The organism is Salinicola rhizosphaerae, assembly GCF_014652715.1.
Classification (GTDB): domain Bacteria; phylum Pseudomonadota; class Gammaproteobacteria; order Pseudomonadales; family Halomonadaceae; genus Salinicola; species Salinicola rhizosphaerae.
This window is the reverse complement of record NZ_BMZI01000001.1, coordinates 157350-174901: the sequence shown is the minus strand read 5'-3', so window position 1 is coordinate 174901 and position 17552 is coordinate 157350. Positions and strand designations below refer to the sequence as shown.

14 protein-coding genes are annotated in these 17552 nt (G+C 62.8%); 3 read left to right on the top strand and 11 right to left on the bottom strand.

What is annotated here, in order from left to right; all coding sequences use genetic code 11:
* Positions 1 to 20 precede the first annotated feature (20 nt).
* Positions 21 to 182 carry a hypothetical protein gene (locus IE125_RS00700; protein WP_189442675.1) on the top strand — a complete coding sequence of 54 codons (162 nt, stop codon included), beginning with the start codon at positions 21 to 23 and terminating at the stop codon, positions 180 to 182.
* Between the two features lie 82 nt (positions 183 to 264).
* Here IE125_RS00700 and IE125_RS00695 read toward each other — a convergent pair whose 3' ends face one another.
* From IE125_RS00695 to topA, 4 genes are all read right to left on the bottom strand, one after another.
* Complete coding sequence (locus IE125_RS00695) at positions 265 to 1161, bottom strand: aldolase (protein ID WP_229808855.1); 897 nt, start codon at positions 1159 to 1161, stop codon at positions 265 to 267.
* Positions 1162 to 1205: 44 nt separating this feature from the next.
* On the bottom strand, positions 1206 to 1448 hold the full coding sequence (locus IE125_RS00690; protein WP_189442674.1) for a hypothetical protein: 243 nt from the start codon (positions 1446 to 1448) through the stop codon (positions 1206 to 1208).
* 206 nt (positions 1449 to 1654) lie between these two features.
* Positions 1655 to 2110: a DUF6586 family protein gene (locus IE125_RS00685; protein ID WP_189442673.1), complete on the bottom strand. Its 456-nt coding sequence runs from the start codon at positions 2108 to 2110 to the stop codon at positions 1655 to 1657.
* The gene (gene topA / locus IE125_RS00680) at positions 2107 to 4728 is read right to left on the bottom strand and encodes a type I DNA topoisomerase (protein ID WP_189442672.1); all 2622 of its coding nucleotides are present in this window, start codon (positions 4726 to 4728) and stop codon (positions 2107 to 2109) included. Before topA ends, IE125_RS00685 begins: the two co-directional genes overlap by 4 nt.
* A gap of 565 nt (positions 4729 to 5293) precedes the next feature.
* Between topA and pyk the strand changes: the two genes are divergently transcribed.
* Positions 5294 to 6757 (top strand): pyruvate kinase, encoded by a 1464-nt coding sequence (gene pyk / locus IE125_RS00675; protein ID WP_189442671.1) that lies wholly within the window; start codon positions 5294 to 5296, stop codon positions 6755 to 6757.
* A 132-nt stretch (positions 6758 to 6889) separates the two neighbouring features.
* On the opposite strand, the gene IE125_RS00670 is transcribed toward pyk, so the two are convergent.
* The 3 genes from IE125_RS00670 to IE125_RS00660 all read right to left on the bottom strand — a co-directional run bounded on the left by IE125_RS00670 (position 6890) and on the right by IE125_RS00660 (position 10606).
* Positions 6890 to 8269 (bottom strand): class II fumarate hydratase, encoded by a 1380-nt coding sequence (locus tag IE125_RS00670; protein WP_189442670.1) that lies wholly within the window; start codon positions 8267 to 8269, stop codon positions 6890 to 6892.
* A gap of 211 nt (positions 8270 to 8480) precedes the next feature.
* On the bottom strand, positions 8481 to 9608 hold the full coding sequence (locus IE125_RS00665; RefSeq protein WP_189442669.1) for a zinc-dependent alcohol dehydrogenase family protein: 1128 nt from the start codon (positions 9606 to 9608) through the stop codon (positions 8481 to 8483).
* A 68-nt stretch (positions 9609 to 9676) separates the two neighbouring features.
* On the bottom strand, positions 9677 to 10606 hold the full coding sequence (locus IE125_RS00660) for a sugar phosphate isomerase/epimerase family protein (RefSeq protein WP_189442668.1): 930 nt from the start codon (positions 10604 to 10606) through the stop codon (positions 9677 to 9679).
* 293 nt (positions 10607 to 10899) lie between these two features.
* Between IE125_RS00660 and IE125_RS00655 the strand changes: the two genes are divergently transcribed.
* Positions 10900 to 11319: a secondary thiamine-phosphate synthase enzyme YjbQ gene (locus tag IE125_RS00655; protein ID WP_189442667.1), complete on the top strand. Its 420-nt coding sequence runs from the start codon at positions 10900 to 10902 to the stop codon at positions 11317 to 11319.
* A 170-nt stretch (positions 11320 to 11489) separates the two neighbouring features.
* Here IE125_RS00655 and IE125_RS00650 read toward each other — a convergent pair whose 3' ends face one another.
* The 4 genes from IE125_RS00650 to araG form a co-directional block, all read right to left on the bottom strand.
* Positions 11490 to 13244 (bottom strand): IlvD/Edd family dehydratase, encoded by a 1755-nt coding sequence (locus IE125_RS00650; protein ID WP_189442666.1) that lies wholly within the window; start codon positions 13242 to 13244, stop codon positions 11490 to 11492.
* Between the two features lie 93 nt (positions 13245 to 13337).
* A complete protein-coding gene (locus IE125_RS00645; protein WP_189442665.1) occupies positions 13338 to 14738 on the bottom strand; it encodes a GntP family permease in 1401 nt (466 codons plus the stop codon).
* Positions 14739 to 14958: 220 nt separating this feature from the next.
* The gene (araH, locus tag IE125_RS00640) at positions 14959 to 15963 is read right to left on the bottom strand and encodes an L-arabinose ABC transporter permease AraH (protein WP_189442664.1); all 1005 of its coding nucleotides are present in this window, start codon (positions 15961 to 15963) and stop codon (positions 14959 to 14961) included.
* Positions 15964 to 16039: 76 nt separating this feature from the next.
* Positions 16040 to 17533: an L-arabinose ABC transporter ATP-binding protein AraG gene (gene araG, locus IE125_RS00635; RefSeq protein ID WP_189442663.1), complete on the bottom strand. Its 1494-nt coding sequence runs from the start codon at positions 17531 to 17533 to the stop codon at positions 16040 to 16042.
* Between the last annotated feature and the right edge of the window lie 19 nt (positions 17534 to 17552).

The window sequence follows — 17552 nt, the reverse complement described above, 5'->3', positions numbered from 1 at the left end:
AAACAGGAGCCCCACCGCCGATGGCCAATTTTGCTTGGGTAGTTTCGGTACTCTCCATGACCATCGCGTTCGCGACGTTCTTCACTTTCAGCGCCACTCGACGACGCGGACTGCTGATCACCGCTCTGACGACACTCGCCATCGCCATCATCGCTGCGCTGGTCGCGGGCCTGACGCAGTAAGCCGAAACCATCGAGGTAGATCAGGTGGATGCGGTAAGCGTGTAGCGCAATGGGGACGACCAGCGCCGCCATGGAAACCGACTCAGCTCGCGAAATCGGAGCCGGTTTTCGCTAGCCTGCGGCGAACGCTCGCGAGATGCAGCCGCGCACTTTCGGCATCCTCGGCGCGGATCTGTGCCGCTGTCCGCTCCGCCAGTGCTCGAGTGACGGGAATTACCTCGCGCCCAGAGCTCATTGCCTTCAACTGCACCTCCGCAGCGCGCTCGAGATAGTAGAGATCGTCCCACGCCTCGGCGATCGTCGGGGCGGTCACCATGACGCCATGATGTCGCATGAACAGGATATCCGCCTCCCCCATTGCTTGTGCAATGCGATCGCCTTCGTCAGCATCCAGCGCCAGTCCGTTGTACGTTTCGTCCACCGCCGTGCGGTCGTAGAACTTCAATGCGGTCTGGCCCGCCCAAAGCAATGGCTCCCCGGCTGTCATGGTCAACGCCGTGGCATTGGGCATGTGCGTATGGAAGGCGACTCTGGCGCTCGGCTTGCCCAGATGCAGACGCGCGTGAATGAAGAATGCCGTCGCCTCGGGCATACCGTCCCCTGCGACCACGTGGCCCTCGAAATCACAGATCAGCAACGAAGAGGCCGTCACCTCATCGAATGAAAGTCCGTAAGGATTAACCAGGAACAGGTCGTCGCGACCGGGCACGACAGCAGAAAAGTGGTTACAGATCCCCTCCCCCATGCCAAGGCTCGCTGCCATGCGAAAACAAGCGGCCAGATCACGGCGCGCCTCGACAATGGCATCGCTGTCGAGATCGATCTGGGTCGACCGTTGTGCGTTTTCCAGTTGGTGCGCCATGAGACTCCTCTCCCGGTTTCCGTGGCATCGGGTATTGTTGTTGGGCGGTGGAACGAGTTGGGCTGTGGAAAGAGTAGCGAGCTGCCGACGCTCTTCGAGGCGCAGGCCGAGGGACAACTCGTGTGTGGTCACCAGGATGACCGAACGTCGAGCAAGCCACGTCAGTGGACCGTGGTGACCTCATCGAGGGCGCCGTCATCATCGTCACCTTCCCACAGGTGCGAACGCGTGATGGCGTGATCGAGCATCTCGCGAGCCACGTCGAAGCGGCTGCGTCGCAGCAGCTCGACCGCTTCTTCCGAGAAGCGGATCGATACCAGTGGCTCGCTGCTCGCCTCGGCCGGGCGCAGCACCACCTCTCCATCGGCAAGTTCGACGATTTCCAGAATCGCGGTATCTGACACGTTTGACCTCGCTTGCCGTCGACCCGCCGGGCGAGAAGACGGCGTATGTAAAAATGAATGACGCCGTGAGAGCGCGCTTGAGCAACGTGAAAAGTCGCCCAGGCAAGAGGCGTGGATAACGACAGTCGCAATAAAAAACGACCAAGGCGCGCACGCCCCGGTCGTTGTATGGCTGTTCTCAGGCTAACACGATCGACCGAAGCCGGTCACCACTCCAGGCTGCCCTCGCGCAGGCTCGGCAGCAACGCCTTGAACTCGCGATGGAACCAGCCAAGCTGCTCGCCGAGAGGCGGCGCCGATGCACTCGCGATGAGATCACGGCGCGCTTCGCGACGCGCCGCACCGTCGTCGCCATGCAGCGCCTCGAGACGCGTGAGCAAGACAGCCAGCCAACTCTCGGGCGCACTCGCCAGACCGCGCAGGCGCTCGAGCTCCGCCACGTTGACGTCGGTCGAGAGCCAGTCACGAAAGCCCCGGTGGGAAAGATCGGTATGTCCGGTCACTTCACGCGCCAGCGCATCGAGCGCCAGCTCCAATTGACCGAGCGCGGCTTCCTCCAGCGCCATGCGACGAGCCACCGCGTGCTCGTCGTTCCCGACAGTCTGCTCCAGCAGCAGCTCCACCTGATAGAGCAGCTGATTGGTTCGTGCAGCAGGGTTCACTTGCGTTTATCCTCTACCTGCCAGCGGCCGCCCTCGAAGGTTGCCTTCCAGCCGGTTGCCTTGCCGTCGTCGTCGGTCATGACGTACTGACTCTTCGTCTTGCGCGAGAAGCGGATCTGCGCGGGCCGGCCGTCCGGGTCTTCGCTTGGCGCCTCGAGCAGAAAGTGATATTTCTCGGGCAGCTCCTCCGCGTGCGATTTGAGCTCCTTGACCAACGGCGGGCGTGTCTCGCGATTCTTGGGAAACTGGCTCGCAGCCAGGAACAGTCCGCTCGCGCCGTCGCGCAGCACATAGGTGTCATCCACTTTCTGACACTTGAGCTCCGGCATCGGAATCGGATCGATCTTGGGCGGCGCGACCTCCCCGCTCTTGAGCAGCTTGCGCGTATTGCCGCACGCCTCGTTGGTGCAGGCAAAGTACTTGCCGAAGCGCCCGCTCTTCAGCTGCATCTCCGAGCCGCACTTGTCGCATTCGATCACGGGACCGTCGTAGCCCTTGATGCGGAAGCGACCCTGCTCGATCTCGTAGTAGCCATCATCGTCGTTGCTGAGATAGAGCTTGCGCGTCTCGTCGATGAGATAGCTATCCATCGCGGTGCCGGTGTTGGGATTCCGGCGCTTGGCGCGCAGCGCATCGGTCTCCGCCGCCTCATCGGCATCCGCCGGCACCGCCTCTTCGCCGGGAATCAGATCGATCGTGGTCTTGCAGCGCTCCTTGGGCGGCAGGTTGTAGCCGGAGCAGCCGAGAAACACGCCGGTCGAGGCAATTCGAATCTGCATCGGTCGGCCGCAGGTCGGACAGGCAATATCGGTCTCGACCGGCTCGTTGGGCCGCATGCCCTCGTCGCCCTCGGCGTGATCGAGCTTAGTCTTGAAGTCGGCGTAGAAGGCGTCGAGCAACTTCTGCCAGTTCTCGTGACCGTCGGCGACCCCGTCGAGGCGATCTTCCATTCGCGCGGTGAAGCCATAGTCGAGCAGGTCATTGAACGACTCGACCAGGCGGTCGGTGACGATCTCGCCGAGCTTCTCGGCGTAGAAGCGACGATTATCGAGCTTGACGTAGCCTCGGTCCTGAATGGTCGAGATGATCGCGGCGTAGGTCGAAGGCCGTCCGATGCCGCGCTTCTCCAGCTCCTTGACAAGGCTTGCCTCGGTATAGCGTGCCGGCGGCTTGGTGAAGTGCTGCTGCGGATCGAGCTTGTCGAGTTCGAGAGTGGCGCCCGTCTCGATGTCCGGGAGCTGCGCCTGTTCGTCTTTCTTGGCCATCGGCTTCATCACGCGAGTATAGCCGTCGAACTTCAATACGCGGCCGCGCGCCTTGAGCTCGAAGCCGTCGGTCTCGATGGTCAGCGTGGTCGCGAGATACTCCGCCGGCACCATCTGACACGCCACGAACTGCCGCCAGATCAACTCGTAGAGCCGTTGCGCATCTCGCTCCACCGGCAGATCGTCGGCACGCTGCGTGACGTTAGACGGACGGATCGCCTCGTGGGCCTCCTGCGCATTCTGCTTGCTCGAATAGCGGTTGGGCTCCTCGGGCAGGTAGCGCTTGCCGAATTCGTCGCCGATATAATCCCGCACGGCGGCCACCGCGTCCTGAGACAGATTCGTCGAATCGGTACGCATGTAGGTGATGTACCCACCTTCATAGAGGCGCTGAGCCAGCGTCATGGTCTTCTTGACCGAGAATCCGAGCCGGCCGCTGGCGGCCTGCTGCAACGTCGAGGTAATGAACGGCGCATTGGGCTTGGAACGGGTCGGCTTGGTCTCGCGATCGGTCACGCTGAACGACTTGCGATCCAGCGGCGCGATGCGCGTCATCGTCTCCTGCTCGGAAGTCGGCCGGAAGGTTTCGCCGTTCTGGCGCACGATCTCGAAGCGAATCGGCTCGCCGTCGGCGGTGACCGTATCGGCGTGGACGTCCCAGAACTCCTCCGGATTGAAGGCGCGAATTTCACGTTCCCGATCAACGATCAGCCTGACCGCCACGGACTGCACGCGCCCGGCGGAAAGACCGCGCGCCACCTTGCTCCAGAGCAGCGGCGAGACCATGAAACCGACCACGCGATCGAGAAAGCGCCGGCTCTGCTGCGCCTCGACACGGGAAATATTGAGCGTACCCGGCTGCTTGAACGCTTCCTGGATCGCATTCTTGGTGATTTCGTTGAACACCACGCGTTTGTAGCGCGAGTCGTCGCCACCGATCGTCTCTTTCAAATGCCAGGCGATCGCTTCCCCCTCGCGGTCCAGATCGGTCGCGAGATAGATGGTGTCGCTCTTGTCGGCGAGCTTCTTGAGCTCGTCGACCACCTTCTCCTTGCCGGGCAGCACTTCGTAGTTGGCACGCCAACCGTGCTCGGGGTCGATGCCCATGCGACGCACGAGCTGATCCCACTGCTTGTGCTTCTTGTACTCGGCCTTTTCGTCCGGCGACATCTTGCGCGTCGCTGCCGCCTGACGCGCTCGCTCCTTGGGATCGCTGGCCTGCTTCGACGAGCCGCTGGTCGGCAGATCACGAATATGCCCGACACTCGACTTCACCACGAAATCGTTGCCGAGATACTTGTTGATGGTCTTGGCCTTGGCCGGCGACTCGACGATAACCAGAGACTTGCCCATAGCGCTCCTGCTTCTTCTATCTTTCTCTATATAGGATGTGGCGGTTCCAGCCGATGGCGTGCTCGACGGCGCTGACATGGGACCCTGCCGTAAAATCCGCCTACCCTACCCCAGCCATTCGGATGGCGCCAGCGATCCCTCTTTCCGCTTCCGTGATCGTGTGCCAGACCGACTCACTACCGTGACGGCGCTTGGCAGGCCTTCCTAGATGGGTTTGCGGTCGCCGATTCCAACCCGTTGGCGTGCAAATTCTCCGAGCGAACTACGACTTTCGTCGATGTCGGGCCGACGCCAGCCGCGCTACACTCGAGCCAGGAAAGGCAGCGGCCGAGCCAGGACAGACAGAGACAACGTCTTCACGTCATCGTAACGACATGCCCATGCGGTCAACATGCACGCGACCGACCGGACAGAACTTTTCCCTGTCGATCGTCGCTCTTGATGGAATAGCGCAAGGTCGCGTTTCGGACAAGTCCCCTGCCTTGTTGTAAAATCACCACCTGTCGGTATCGCACCCGATGTCGAGTGCGTTCAGATACCTCACCCAGTTGCCAGGAGAATTTCCATGCAGCACGCGTTTCACGGCCCGATCCGCCGCACCAAGATTGTTGCCACCCTCGGTCCCGCCACGGATCGCGAGGGCGTGCTGGATGCCATCATCGAAGCCGGCGTCGACGTCGTCCGTCTCAACTTCTCCCACGGTAACCCCGACGATCACCGTCGCCGGCTGCAGGCGGTTCGCGAGTCCGCCGAGCGTCATGGCCGTGCGGTAGCCGCACTCGGCGACCTGCAGGGGCCGAAGATCCGTATCGCGCGGTTTGCCGCCGAGGGCGGCGTCAAGCTCGAAAAGGGCCAGAAGTTCGTGCTCGATGTCTCGCTCGAGCGCGATGCCGGCAACGCGGAGCGCGTCGGTTGCGATTACAAGGAGCTCGCCGATGACGTGAAAGCTGGCGACGTGCTGCTGCTCGATGACGGGCGACTCGTGCTCGAGGTCGATCGCATCGAGGGTCCGCAGATCTTCACCACGGTCAAGGTGGGCGGCAAGCTCACCAACAACAAGGGCATCAACAAGCAGGGTGGTGGCCTGTCCGCCTCGGCGTTGACCGAGAAAGACAAGGAAGACCTCAAGACGGCGATCGAGATCGGCGTCGACTACCTCGCCGTCTCCTTTCCGCGTAGCGGCGCCGACATGCAGTATGCCCGCGAGCTGCTGGGCGAGGCCGGTGAGGATATCGGTCTGGTGGCCAAGATCGAACGCGCCGAGGCCGTCGCCGACCCGGAAACGCTGGATGACATCATCCGTGCCTCCGAAGCGGTCATGGTGGCACGCGGCGATCTCGGCGTGGAGATCGGCGATGCGCAGCTCATCGGGGTCCAGAAACGGATCATTGCCCGCGCTCGCACGCTCAACAAGGTCGTCATCACCGCCACTCAGATGATGGAGTCGATGATCGAGTCCCCGCTGCCGACGCGCGCCGAGGTCTTCGACGTCGCCAACGCGGTGCTCGACGGCACCGACGCCGTCATGCTCTCGGCGGAGACCGCCGCCGGTGACTACCCGGTCGAGACGATTCGCGCCATGAACCGTCTCTGCCTGGGTGCCGAGCGTGAGCGCAGCGCGCAAGAGTCGAAGCACCGCATCCACGAAGGCTTTACGCGCGTCGATGAAACCGTCGCACTCTCCGCCATGTATGCGGCCAATCATCTGTCCGGTGTCGTGGCGATCGCCTGCGTCACAGCCACCGGCTATACGCCGCTGATCGCCTCGCGTATCCGTTCGGGGCTGCCGATCGTCGCGCTGGCCGAGAATACGCAGGTACAGCGCCGCATGGCGCTCTATCGCGGCGTCGTTTCGCTGGTATTCGACAGCTCGCGCTTCCCGCTGACCGAGATCAATGCCGGCGCGATCAAGGAGCTGGTCGACCGTGGTCTGGCCAAGCGCGGCGACCACGTGATCCTGACCCGCGGGGATCACATGAACGCCCACGGCGGCACCAACACCATGAAGATCATTCAGGTCGAGGAGTAAGACCCAGGCGCCGGGAAAGCCCCCGGCGGCCAAGTCAGGGCCAGCCCGCCTCTGAAACGACAAACGCCACCGATACGGTGGCATTGCTGGTTGTCGATCCCCGAAAATGCTTCCTTGCGGAGGCGACGCATATCACTCGGGAATGCCGCCCTCGGTCAACTTGGCGGGGTCAAGCAGCCGTTCGAGCTCTTGACGGGAGAGTTCGGTCTCTTCCTCGGCCACATCGATGATCGGACGCCCGGCCTGGTAGGCTTTCTTGGCGACCGCCGCGGCCGCGTTGTAACCGATCACCGAGTTGAGCGCGGTGACCAGAATCGGATTCTTGGACAGCGGCGCCTCGATGTTGTCGCGGCGCACGTTGAATGTCGCGATCGCGCGATCCGCCAGCAACCGGCTGACGTGGGTCAGTAGCCCGATCGACCCCAGCAGATTGTGCGCGATCAGCGGCAACATCACGTTCAGCTGGAAATTGCCGCTCTGCCCGCCGACCGTAATCGCGGCGTCGTTGCCGATGACCTGCGCGGCCACCTGCGCGGCCGATTCCGGTATGACCGGATTGACCTTGCCCGGCATGATCGAGCTGCCCGGCTGTAGCGCTTCCAGTTCGATCTCCCCAAGCCCGCCGAGCGGCCCGGAGTTCATCCAGCGCAGATCGTTGGCGATCTTCATGACCGTGCAGGCGTAAGTCTTCAGATGCCCGGAAAGCTCGACCGCCGCGTCCTGCGAGGCCAGGCTGGCGAAAAAGCTGTCATTGGGACGAAACTCGAGCTGCGTGTCACGCGCCAGCTTCTCCGCGACCTTGACCGCGAATTCAGGGTGCGCATTGACACCGGTGCCCACCGCAGTGCCGCCAAGCGCGAGTCGCGTTACCCGCTTGAGCACATCCTTCAAGCGATCTTCGGCCTGGCCGATCTGACTGGACCAGCCGCCCAGCTCCTGGCTCAGGCGAACCGGCATCGCATCCATCAGATGCGTGCGTCCGGTCTTGACCACGTCGTCGACCGAGGCTGCCTTTCGATCGACGGCCGCGCGCAGATAGCCCAGCGCCGGCAGCAGCCGCTCGTTGACCTCGACCGCGGCGGCGAGGTGAATCGCGGTCGGGATCACATCATTGCTCGACTGCCCCATGTTGACGTGATCGTTCGGCCCGACGTCGAGTCCGTCGCGACTGGCGAGATGCGAGATCACCTCGTTGACGTTCATGTTGGTCGAGGTGCCGGAGCCTGTCTGAAAGACATCGATCGGAAACTGATCGACGTGCTGGCCTGCGATGATCTCGTCGGCGGCGGCGACAATCGCCTTGGCGCGAGCCTCATCGAGCAGCCCCAGCGCCTGATTGACCTCGGCCGCCGCCCGCTTGATTCGCGCCACCGCGGCAATGAACTGCGGCGGCAGCGGCTGACCGCTGATCGGGAAATTGTCGACGGCGCGCTGGGTCTGGGCGCCATATAGTGCGCTCTCCGGGACTTCCAGTTCGCCCATGCTGTCGCGCTCGATGCGAGTCCGTGTCATGAGATTCTCCTTGGCTTACCGAGTGAAACACCGGCCGGAGTGCGCACTGAGCGCGACGCCGGCGCGGCGGATGAAGTGGCAAAGGACTCATTCAAGACTAGCAGTCGGTCACGGCCGTGCATCGTTTCGCACGGGAACGCACCCGCTTCGCGTGGCGGATGTCGTTGAAACGACATTCTATCGCGTCCCTCCCACGCGTGCCGCCATTGCCTCAATCGAAATCGATCACCTGGCGGATCGCCTGGCCCGAGGCGAGGCGCTCAAATCCTTCGTTGATCTCGTCGAGCTTCAGCCGGTGCGTGAGCAGGCGGTCGACCGGCAGTCGCCCGGACTGATAGAGCGCAATGTATTCGGGCACGTCGAGCGCCGGCACGTGTCCGCCAAGGTAAGACCCCTTGAGCGTGCGCTCCTCGGCGACCAGTCGCGTCGGAGAGAGCGCGAAACGCACATCCGGATGGGGCAGACCGGAAGTGACTGTCGTGCCGCCGCGTGCGGTGGATTCGTAAGCAAACTCGAGCGCCTTTGCAGCACCGGCGAATTCGGCCGCGATATCCACGCCGCCGCCGCTGACCTCACGCACCTGCGCCAGCGCATCGGGGTCGCCACTGTCGACGACGTGCGTTGCCCCTAACGCCTTCGCGGTTTCCAGCTTGTCCGGGGAGAGATCGGCGGCAATGACCTGGCGCGCGCCGCCGGCCAGGGCACCGATCACGGCGGCCAGACCGACGCCACCGAGGCCGACGACCAGTACCGACTGCCCCAGTCGAAGCCCTGCGGTATGCACCACGGCGCCTACGCCCGTCAGCACCGCGCAGCCGAACAGCGCGGCGATGTGAAACGGCAGCGCCGGATCGATCCTGGTCAGCGAGCGGCGCGAGGCGACGGTGTACTCCGCGAACCCGGAAACGCCGATGTGGTGATAGAGTCGCTCGTCGCCTCGATGCAGCCGCATGCCACCGCCGAGCAGATGCCCCGCCGTGTTGGCCACCTGCCCGGGACCACACAACGCCGCCCGCCCGGAGAGACACGACGGACAGGTGCCGCAGCTCGGCGCGAACGAGAACACGACGTGATCGCCGATCGCCAGATCACTGACCCCTTCGCCAATTTCCACCACTTCCCCGGCCGCTTCGTGGCCCAGCACCATCGGCAGCGGTCGCGGTCGGTCGCCGTTGATCGTCGAGAGATCGGAGTGACAGAGCCCGGCGGCCCGCAGCTTGACCAGCACCTCACCCGGGGCAGGGCCATCGAGTTCGACCTCCTCGATCGTCAGGGGCAGAGACGCCCCGTAAGGTCGAGGCTTTTGCATCTCTCGAATCACTGCCGCGCGTGTTTTCATGACTCCCTCCCCGGGTATCGAAGATTGAAAGAGGCGACCGACAAGCATCGCCTCGGTACGAGTCGTGCTTACGCCGCCATGAAGCGGCGCCACGCGGCCACGCTGCGAGCGATCTCCGCATCCAGCGCCTGCCGCTCGGCCGCGGTTCGCGGCGGATTGCTCGGGGTCAGCGCCGGTAGCACCGGCTCGACGGCGACGCTGCCGCGGAACCCGGACTCGACCAGTGCCTCGTACTGCGCACGGAAATCGATATGTCCGCTGCCGATCCCCCCGCGCCCCGAATCCGAAATATGATAGATCTCGGTCATGGCGCCGTGATCGCGCAGCACGCGCAGTGGATCGGCCTCGTTGATATTCATATGGAAGCTGTCGAGAACTAGCCGCATGTTGTCGCCGCCCACCTGCTGGATCAGCGCCTGACAGTCTGCCGCCGTGTGCATCAAAGGCACTTCGTAGTGATTGCACGCTTCATACAGCGTCGTAACGCCCCGCTGCTGTGCGTAATGGTCGACCGCTTCGCAGCATGCCAGAAGCCGCGCCATGGCCGACTCGCGATCGGGACAATTGCGCGTCCACTGCGACAGCCCCTGCAGCGTCACAGGTGCACCGCCAGCATCCGCCGCGAAGTCCACGACACGTCGGTAGTAGGCGATGGCGGCTGCCTGGGTGGCCTTCTCAGGGTCGGGAGGGCCGGCATTGAACGGATCTACGGCAAACAGCCGAAGGCCGGCCGCATCGAGGGCCTTGCGCAACGCGCTACCGCTGCAGTCTCGATAGTCGCCGGCGTACTGGACGCCATCCAGTCCCAGCGACACCGCCTTTCGGGCCACCGCTTCAGGCTCGGTCATGCCCAGCGTCCAGGTCACGATGCCGACATCCATCCTGACTCGATCTCGACTCGCCGAACCCGATTGTGCCCGGCTCTCGGGCAGGTAACCGGCCAGTGCGACCAGGCTCGCACCGGCAGCCGCCGCCTTGCAGAATTCACGCCGTTTCATGCAGAGATCCCGCTCCTCTCGATCAGTGTTCGACAACAGACCAATGGTCGACAACGGCAAATCGCCTGCCGCGCGTCCCTCGTCCGATAGTGAAATCAGACTAACCCGCCGGACGCTTTCCAGACGTGCGACTTTTGTCGGCTATCGCGCCCAATCCAGGTCAGCCCGATCGCTCGACGTTTTCTGGCTAAACGCTCGAGGCTGTCTGTGGTGGACGCTCCGGGCCGTCTATCGTCGACGCTCAAGGCTGTCTATCCTGACCCCATATTCATCGACTACGTCAGGAGCGCGCCATGTGGCACCGCCAACAGTTTTCACTCAAGCCCCGCTCGCGCGGGTTTCATCTGGTCACGGACGAGATTCTCGGCACCATCGACGAGATGCGTTCGATCAAGACCGGCCTGCTGCATCTGCAACTGATGCACACCTCCGCTTCACTCACGCTCAACGAGAATGCCGACCCCGACGTACGACACGACATGGCCCTGTTCGCCGACAAGCTGGCGCCGGCAAACCTCGCCGGCATGCGCCACACCCTGGAAGGGCCGGACGACATGCCCGCCCACGTGCTGGCGAGCCTGTTCGGCACCGAACTGACACTGGCGGTCGAGCGGGGGCGGCTGCTCACCGGGACTTGGCAAGGCATCTGGCTCGGCGAGCATCGCGAAAGAGGCGGTGCCAGAAAAATCACCGCCACGTTGATGGGCGAGTGACGAAAGCGTCTGCGCTCATTCATACAGTGTTAAAAATTGGCTCCCAGTACTCATTTACACCCTCGTAAACTGGTGCGTCAGCCCGGTCCGCCTGGTCGCCAATTTTTGCCTTGTCTGAATATCGCTCGAATGCTTTCGTGCCCTCCGGTTGAATTCGATTCTCTATCAGTTCAATGCGAATGGCGTGGCACCTCACTCCCCCGGCAGCCTCTCAGGAAGTCGAAGTCGCAGCCCTCGTCGGCCTGTAGCACCCGCTCGATATAGAGCTGGCGATAACCGCCGCTGCGCGCAATCTCGTTCGAGGCCGCCATTGGATCGGCCTGCGCCAGCCGCCGGGCGATCTCGGCATCGTCGACCTCGAGATCCAGCGACCCGCTGTCGCAATCCATCGAGATCCAGTCGCCGTTCTTGACTGCCGCCAGCGGGCCGCCGGCAGCGGCTTCCGGGGCGACATGGAGCACCACGGTGCCGTAGGCGGTGCCGCTCATGCGGGCGTCGGAGATGCGCACCATGTCAGTGATACCCTGCTCGAGAATTTTCGGCGGCAATCCCATGTTGCCGACCTCGGCCATACCGTGATAGCCGCGCGGCCCGCAGTTCTTGAGCACCAGAATATCGTCGGGTTCGACGTCCAGATCCGGGTCGTTGATTCGAGCCTTGTAGTCATCGAAATTCTCGAACACCACCGCACGACCACGATGCGTCATCAGCTCGCGCTTCGCCGCCGAAGGCTTGAGCACGGCGCCATTGGGCGCCAGATTGCCGCGCAGGATGCACATGCCGCCGTCTTCGCGCAGCGGGTTATCCAGCGGGCGGATCACGTCGTCGTTGTAGTGCGGCGCGTCCTGCACGTTCTCCCACAGCGTCTTGCCGTTGACGGTCAGCGCATCCTTGTGGGGAATTCGGTCGGCCTCACCGAGACGACGCAGCACGGCCGGCAATCCACCTGCGTAGTAGAACTCCTCCATCAGGTAGCGACCGGAGGGCTGCAAATCGACGATCGTCGGCGTGCCACGGCCGATACGAGTCCAGTCATCCAGCGCAAGGTCGACGCCGATACGTCCGGCAATCGCCTTCAAGTGAATGACCGCGTTGGTCGAGCCACCGATCGCCGCGTTGGTGCGAATCGCGTTTTCGAACGCTTCACGCGTCAGAATCTTCGAAAGCCGCAGATCCTCGTTGACCATCTCGACGATGCGGTTGCCCGAGAGATGCGCCAGCACGTAGCGGCGCGAATCGACGGCCGGGATCGCGGCGTTGTGCGGCAGCGAGACGCCCAGCGACTCGGCCATGCAGGCCATCGTCGAGGCCGTGCCCATGGTATTGCAGGTACCCGCGGAGCGTGACATGCCGGCTTCGGCGGCCATGAAGTCGTGAATCGATATCTGCCCGGCCTTGACCTGCTCGGACAGTTGCCACACCACGGTGCCGGAACCGATATCCTTGCCCTCATGCTTGCCGTTGAGCATCGGCCCGCCGGTCACCACGATCGCCGGGATGTCACAGCTCGCCGCGCCCATCAACAGCGCCGGCGTGGTCTTGTCGCAGCCGACCAGCAGCACGACCGCATCGATGGGATTGCCGCGAATCGCCTCTTCGACATCCATGCTGGCGAGGTTGCGAGTGAACATCGCCGTCGGCCGCAGATTGGACTCGCCGTTGGAGAAGACCGGGAACTCCACCGGATAGCCGCCGGCCTCCAGCACGCCCTTCTTGACGTGCTCGGCCAGCTTGCGGAAGTGCGCGTTGCAGGGCGTCAGTTCCGACCAGGTGTTGCAGATGCCGATGATCGGCTTGCCCTGGAACTCATGGTCCGGAATGCCCTGATTTTTCATCCAGCTGCGGTACATGAAACCATTCTTGTCGGCGGTGCCGAACCACTGCGCCGAACGCAGCTTGCGTGAACCTTCTTTCGAATCGCTCATTCTCTTTCTCCTCGAGCCGCCGGTGGGCGGCAGCGAACCGTCACGGTGATGGGTGGTCACGGCGACAGCGAGATGGCCGTCGCCCGAAATGCCTTACAGCAGCGAAAACGCGAGCCACGACAGGCCGAATGCCATCAGCGAGATACCGATCGAGACGACCGTCCACGTCTTGAGCATGGTTTTGGTATCGACGCCCAGAAAACGCCCGACCAGCCAGAATCCGGAGTCGTTGACATGCGAATAGCCGATGGCGCCGGCCACGATCGCCACGGTGACGCAGGCGGCCGGCAGGCCGACCAGCGACGGATCGCCCAGTACCACAGGTGCCATGATCCCCGCCGCAGTGGTCCCGGCGACGGTCGCCGATCCCTGCGCGATTCGAATGACCGAGGCGATCACGTAACCGGCGACGATCACCGGCAGCCCGAAGGCCTGCAGACTGTCCGCCAGCGCCTCGCCAATGCCACTGGCGGTCAACACGCCGCCGAACATGCCTCCCGCGCCAGTGATCAGAATGATCGAGCAGACCGGCGACAGCGCCTGTTCGACGATCTCGTTGATCGAATCCATGGCGCCGCGTTCGCGCCCGCGAATCACCAGCAGCCACATCGCGATACAGGTGCTGATCAGCAACGCGATCGGTGTTTCGCCGATCAGCATCAGTGCCGATACCAGCGGGTTGTCGCCGTCGATGGCACCGCTCTGGCCCAGCGTCGAGAGGCCGGTATTGAGGAAGATCAGGATGAGCGGCAGCAATAGCACCAGCAGCACCGTGCCGAATGCCGGGCGCTTCTCGGCGGAAATCTCGTCGTCGTCTCCACCCATGTAATTCGGTACCGGCTGAAAAGGCGCACGATTGGCCAGCAACAGCGATAGCCGATAACCCATCACATACCAGGTGGGCAATCCTACGCAGAGCGCGACGAACAGGACCTGACCGATATCGGCCTGCAGGAAGACCGCTGCCGCAACCGGGCCGGGGTGCGGTGGCATCAGCGCATGCATGACCAGAAACGCACCGGCCGCCGGCAGACCGTAAAGCAGCAGTGACGCCTTGAGCTCACGGGCGACCGAATAGATCACCGGCAGCATGACCACGAAGGCGGCATCGAGAAAGATCGGGAATCCGAACAGCAAGCAGGCAATCGACAGACCCAGCGGTGCGCGATCACGGCCGAACAGTCGAATCAGGGTATCGGCGAGCACCCGCGCCCCGCCGGAAACCGCCACCAGCCGCCCCAATACCGCGCCAAAGCCGATCAGCAGCGCCACGTTGCCGAGCGTCTTGCCGAAGCCACTCAACAACGTCGGCAGGAGGTCGGCGACTGAAATGCCGGTAGCCAGCGCCGTGCCGATACTGACGATCACCAGCGCAAAGAACGGATGCAGACGTACCCGAATGATCAATATCAGAAGAATGGCGATTGCCGCCGCGGCGATGCCCATCAATCCCAGCGTGGACATATCCGCTGCGGCCTGTGTCGTCTCTTGCATGGAATCTCCTCACGGTTCCGCGGCACTCAAGCTGGCGTGCTAGCCGCGAATGCGCAGACAGTAACCGGGAGAATCGATAACCGATAATCCAATTTTATGGAGCCATCGATATCGATATAGTTATCGAAAAAACGGACCGTGGCAGAAGACAGGCGCTGCAGGACGGCTTTACGCCTTCGTCTCAGAGACCAAAGTTGCAGCGCGATCGTGATGGCGCTTATTACCCGCTGCCAGCCCGCCGACTCTGTTTCCAGCGATCGAACATCACCGCCAGCAGTAGAATCGCACCGCGTACCAGGTACTGATAGAAAGTCGGCACATTCAGCAGGCCCATCGCGTTCTGCACGCAACCCATGATCAATACGCCAACCAGCACGCCGGTTATCGACGCCACCCCGCCAGAGAGTGATACCCCGCCCAGTACACAGGCAGAAATCACCGCAAGCTCCAGCCCTTGCGAGGTATTCGGATCTCCCAGCCCCATTCTTGAGGTGAGCAAGACGCCGGCGATGCCGGCAACCAGCCCTTGAAGGGCGAAGACGGTGATCTTCAGACGCCGCACGTTGACGCCAGCCAGACTGGCTGCCTCGGCATTGCCGCCAGTCGCCAGCGTATTGCGACCGAAAGCCGTCATGTTGAGGACGACGCCAAATACCACGAAGCAGCCGATCATCGTCCATACCGGCAGCGTCAGCCCGAGAAACGAGGCGCTGCCAAGTTCGAAAAACCCGGGAACGGTGATCATCACCGCATCGCCACCCGAGGTGATGTAGGCCAGACCCCGTACGAACTCCATGGCGGCCAGCGTGGCGATCAACGAGTTGATGCCGAAGCGGGCGACCACGAAACCGTTGAACGCCCCGACGGCAGTACCGGCTGCGATACCGACCAGCACGCCGATGGCGACGCTGCCGCTGGTCGAGGTCACGATCGCCGCAACGACACCGGCAAAGGCGACGATGGACGCCACGGACAGGTCGACCTCACCCAGCGCCAGCACCATCATCATGGTGGTCGCGATCGTGCCGATCAGCGTCACCGAGAGCAGCAGGCCAACGATGTTGCGCCCCGTCAGAAAATCGGGGACGAGCACGGACAAGCCGATGAATAGCAGAATGAAAACGGCGATCAGGCCCGACGTATCGAGCAGGGTTCGCAACGGTTTGGGCAGCCCCCGTCGCCCTTGGACGGGAATTGCCGTGGAATTGACGACCTTGTCAGTCATGGTTCGGAATCCTCTTGCGATTCTCGGTTCTGAATGGGGAAGGAAAAACGCGATCTCAGCGCATGCCTCGCCGGCATCAGGCCGGCAGCGCCAAGCCAAGCAAGCGCTCGGGCGTCGCCTGATCGCGCGATACGATGTCGATCAACTCGCCGTCTCGCATGACCCCGATGCGATCGCAGATCGAGCTGACTTCCGCCAAATCGCTAGAGATCACCAGTACGCCTTTGCCGCGTTCGGCGAGCTCGTAAAGCAGTGAGTAGATATCCCGTCGCGCGCCGACATCGATGCCGCGAGTGGGCTCATCCATCACGAACAGATCGATCTTCTCCGCCAGCCAACGCGCCAGTATCACCTTCTGCTGGTTGCCACCGGAGAGGTTGGCAATGGGAGTCTTCGGTCCCGGCGTCTTGATGCGAAGCTGGCGAATGTAATCTTCGGTATTCGCCGTCTCGCGCTGCGGATCACGGAAGCCACCCCAACGCCTGAAGAAACGACGGCAACTGATATTGAGATTGTCCGAGACGCTGGCGACCGGAAATATCCCCTGCGATTTACGATCCTCCGGGCACATGGCGATACCGGCCCGAATGGCCGCCTGGACAGAGCCAAATCGGCAAGTCGCGCCGTCAAACAGGACTTGCCCACCAGCGGCGCGTTCAGCACCACAGACCAGACGCATCAACTCGCTCCGCCCGGCGCCGACCAGTCCGAATAGCCCGAACACTTCGCCGCGGTGCACTTCCAGACTGACGGGCGCCTTGACGCCTCGCCCCTCGATCGCTTCTAGGCGCATCAGCACATCACCATGCGGCCGAGGTCGGTAACCGTAGACGTCTTCGATTTCACGGCCGACCATTTCGCTGACCAGCGTGTCGTGGTCGAGCCCGTGTAGCGTTTCGTGCGTGTGAATATGGCGGCCATCTCGGAAGACCGTCACCGCGTCGCACATTTCGAACACTTCTTCCATGCGGTGCGTGACATAGAGCACCACACGCCCTTCCTCACGCAGACGCGAAACAATTCGCTTGAGATGCCGGATTTCCTGGACGGATAGCGAGCTGGTCGGCTCGTCGAAAGCGATGATGCGGGCATCGCGCAACAATGCCCGACCAATCTCGATCATCTGCTGCTGGCCAATCGACAGTTCGCGCACCTTGGTCGAAGGATGAATATCGCCTTCGCCCAGTTCCTCCAGAATGGACATCGCCCGCTCTCGCAAGCGTCGCCGATCGAGAAAACCGCGCTTGACCGGCAACTGCCCCAACAGCAGATTTTCCGCTACCGACAGATTGGGCGACAGCGTCAGCTCTTGGTAGATGATCGAAATGCCTCGCCGCAGCGCTTCCCGCGCGTTATCGAACACCGTCGGTTCACCGTCGATCCACAGTTGGCCGCCCGTGACACGATTGACGCCGCTCAACACCTTCAGCAGGGTCGACTTACCCGCCCCGTTCTCACCCATCAGCGCGTGCACCTCACCCGCTCGCGCCGCGAAGCTGACGCCGTCCAAGGCACGAACGCCGGGGAACTCGACCGTGATGCCGTCGACGCGTAAATACGCCTCGCTCATCCCTGTTCTCCTCGAAGAC

Excerpts from the sequence above, each read along its gene's own strand:
- IE125_RS00700 (WP_189442675.1), top strand. The coding sequence starts at position 21 with ATGGCCAATTTTGCTTGGGTAGTTTCGGTACTCTCCATGACCATCGCG.
- topA (WP_189442672.1), bottom strand. The coding sequence starts at position 4,728 with ATGGGCAAGTCTCTGGTTATCGTCGAGTCGCCGGCCAAGGCCAAGACC.
- pyk (WP_189442671.1), top strand. The coding sequence starts at position 5,294 with ATGCAGCACGCGTTTCACGGCCCGATCCGCCGCACCAAGATTGTTGCC.
- IE125_RS00670 (WP_189442670.1), bottom strand. The coding sequence starts at position 8,269 with ATGACACGGACTCGCATCGAGCGCGACAGCATGGGCGAACTGGAAGTC.
- IE125_RS00665 (WP_189442669.1), bottom strand. The coding sequence starts at position 9,608 with ATGAAAACACGCGCGGCAGTGATTCGAGAGATGCAAAAGCCTCGACCT.
- IE125_RS00660 (WP_189442668.1), bottom strand. The coding sequence starts at position 10,606 with ATGAAACGGCGTGAATTCTGCAAGGCGGCGGCTGCCGGTGCGAGCCTG.
- IE125_RS00655 (WP_189442667.1), top strand. The coding sequence starts at position 10,900 with ATGTGGCACCGCCAACAGTTTTCACTCAAGCCCCGCTCGCGCGGGTTT.
- IE125_RS00650 (WP_189442666.1), bottom strand. The coding sequence starts at position 13,244 with ATGAGCGATTCGAAAGAAGGTTCACGCAAGCTGCGTTCGGCGCAGTGG.
- IE125_RS00645 (WP_189442665.1), bottom strand. The coding sequence starts at position 14,738 with ATGCAAGAGACGACACAGGCCGCAGCGGATATGTCCACGCTGGGATTG.
- araH (WP_189442664.1), bottom strand. The coding sequence starts at position 15,963 with ATGACTGACAAGGTCGTCAATTCCACGGCAATTCCCGTCCAAGGGCGA.
- araG (WP_189442663.1), bottom strand. The coding sequence starts at position 17,533 with ATGAGCGAGGCGTATTTACGCGTCGACGGCATCACGGTCGAGTTCCCC.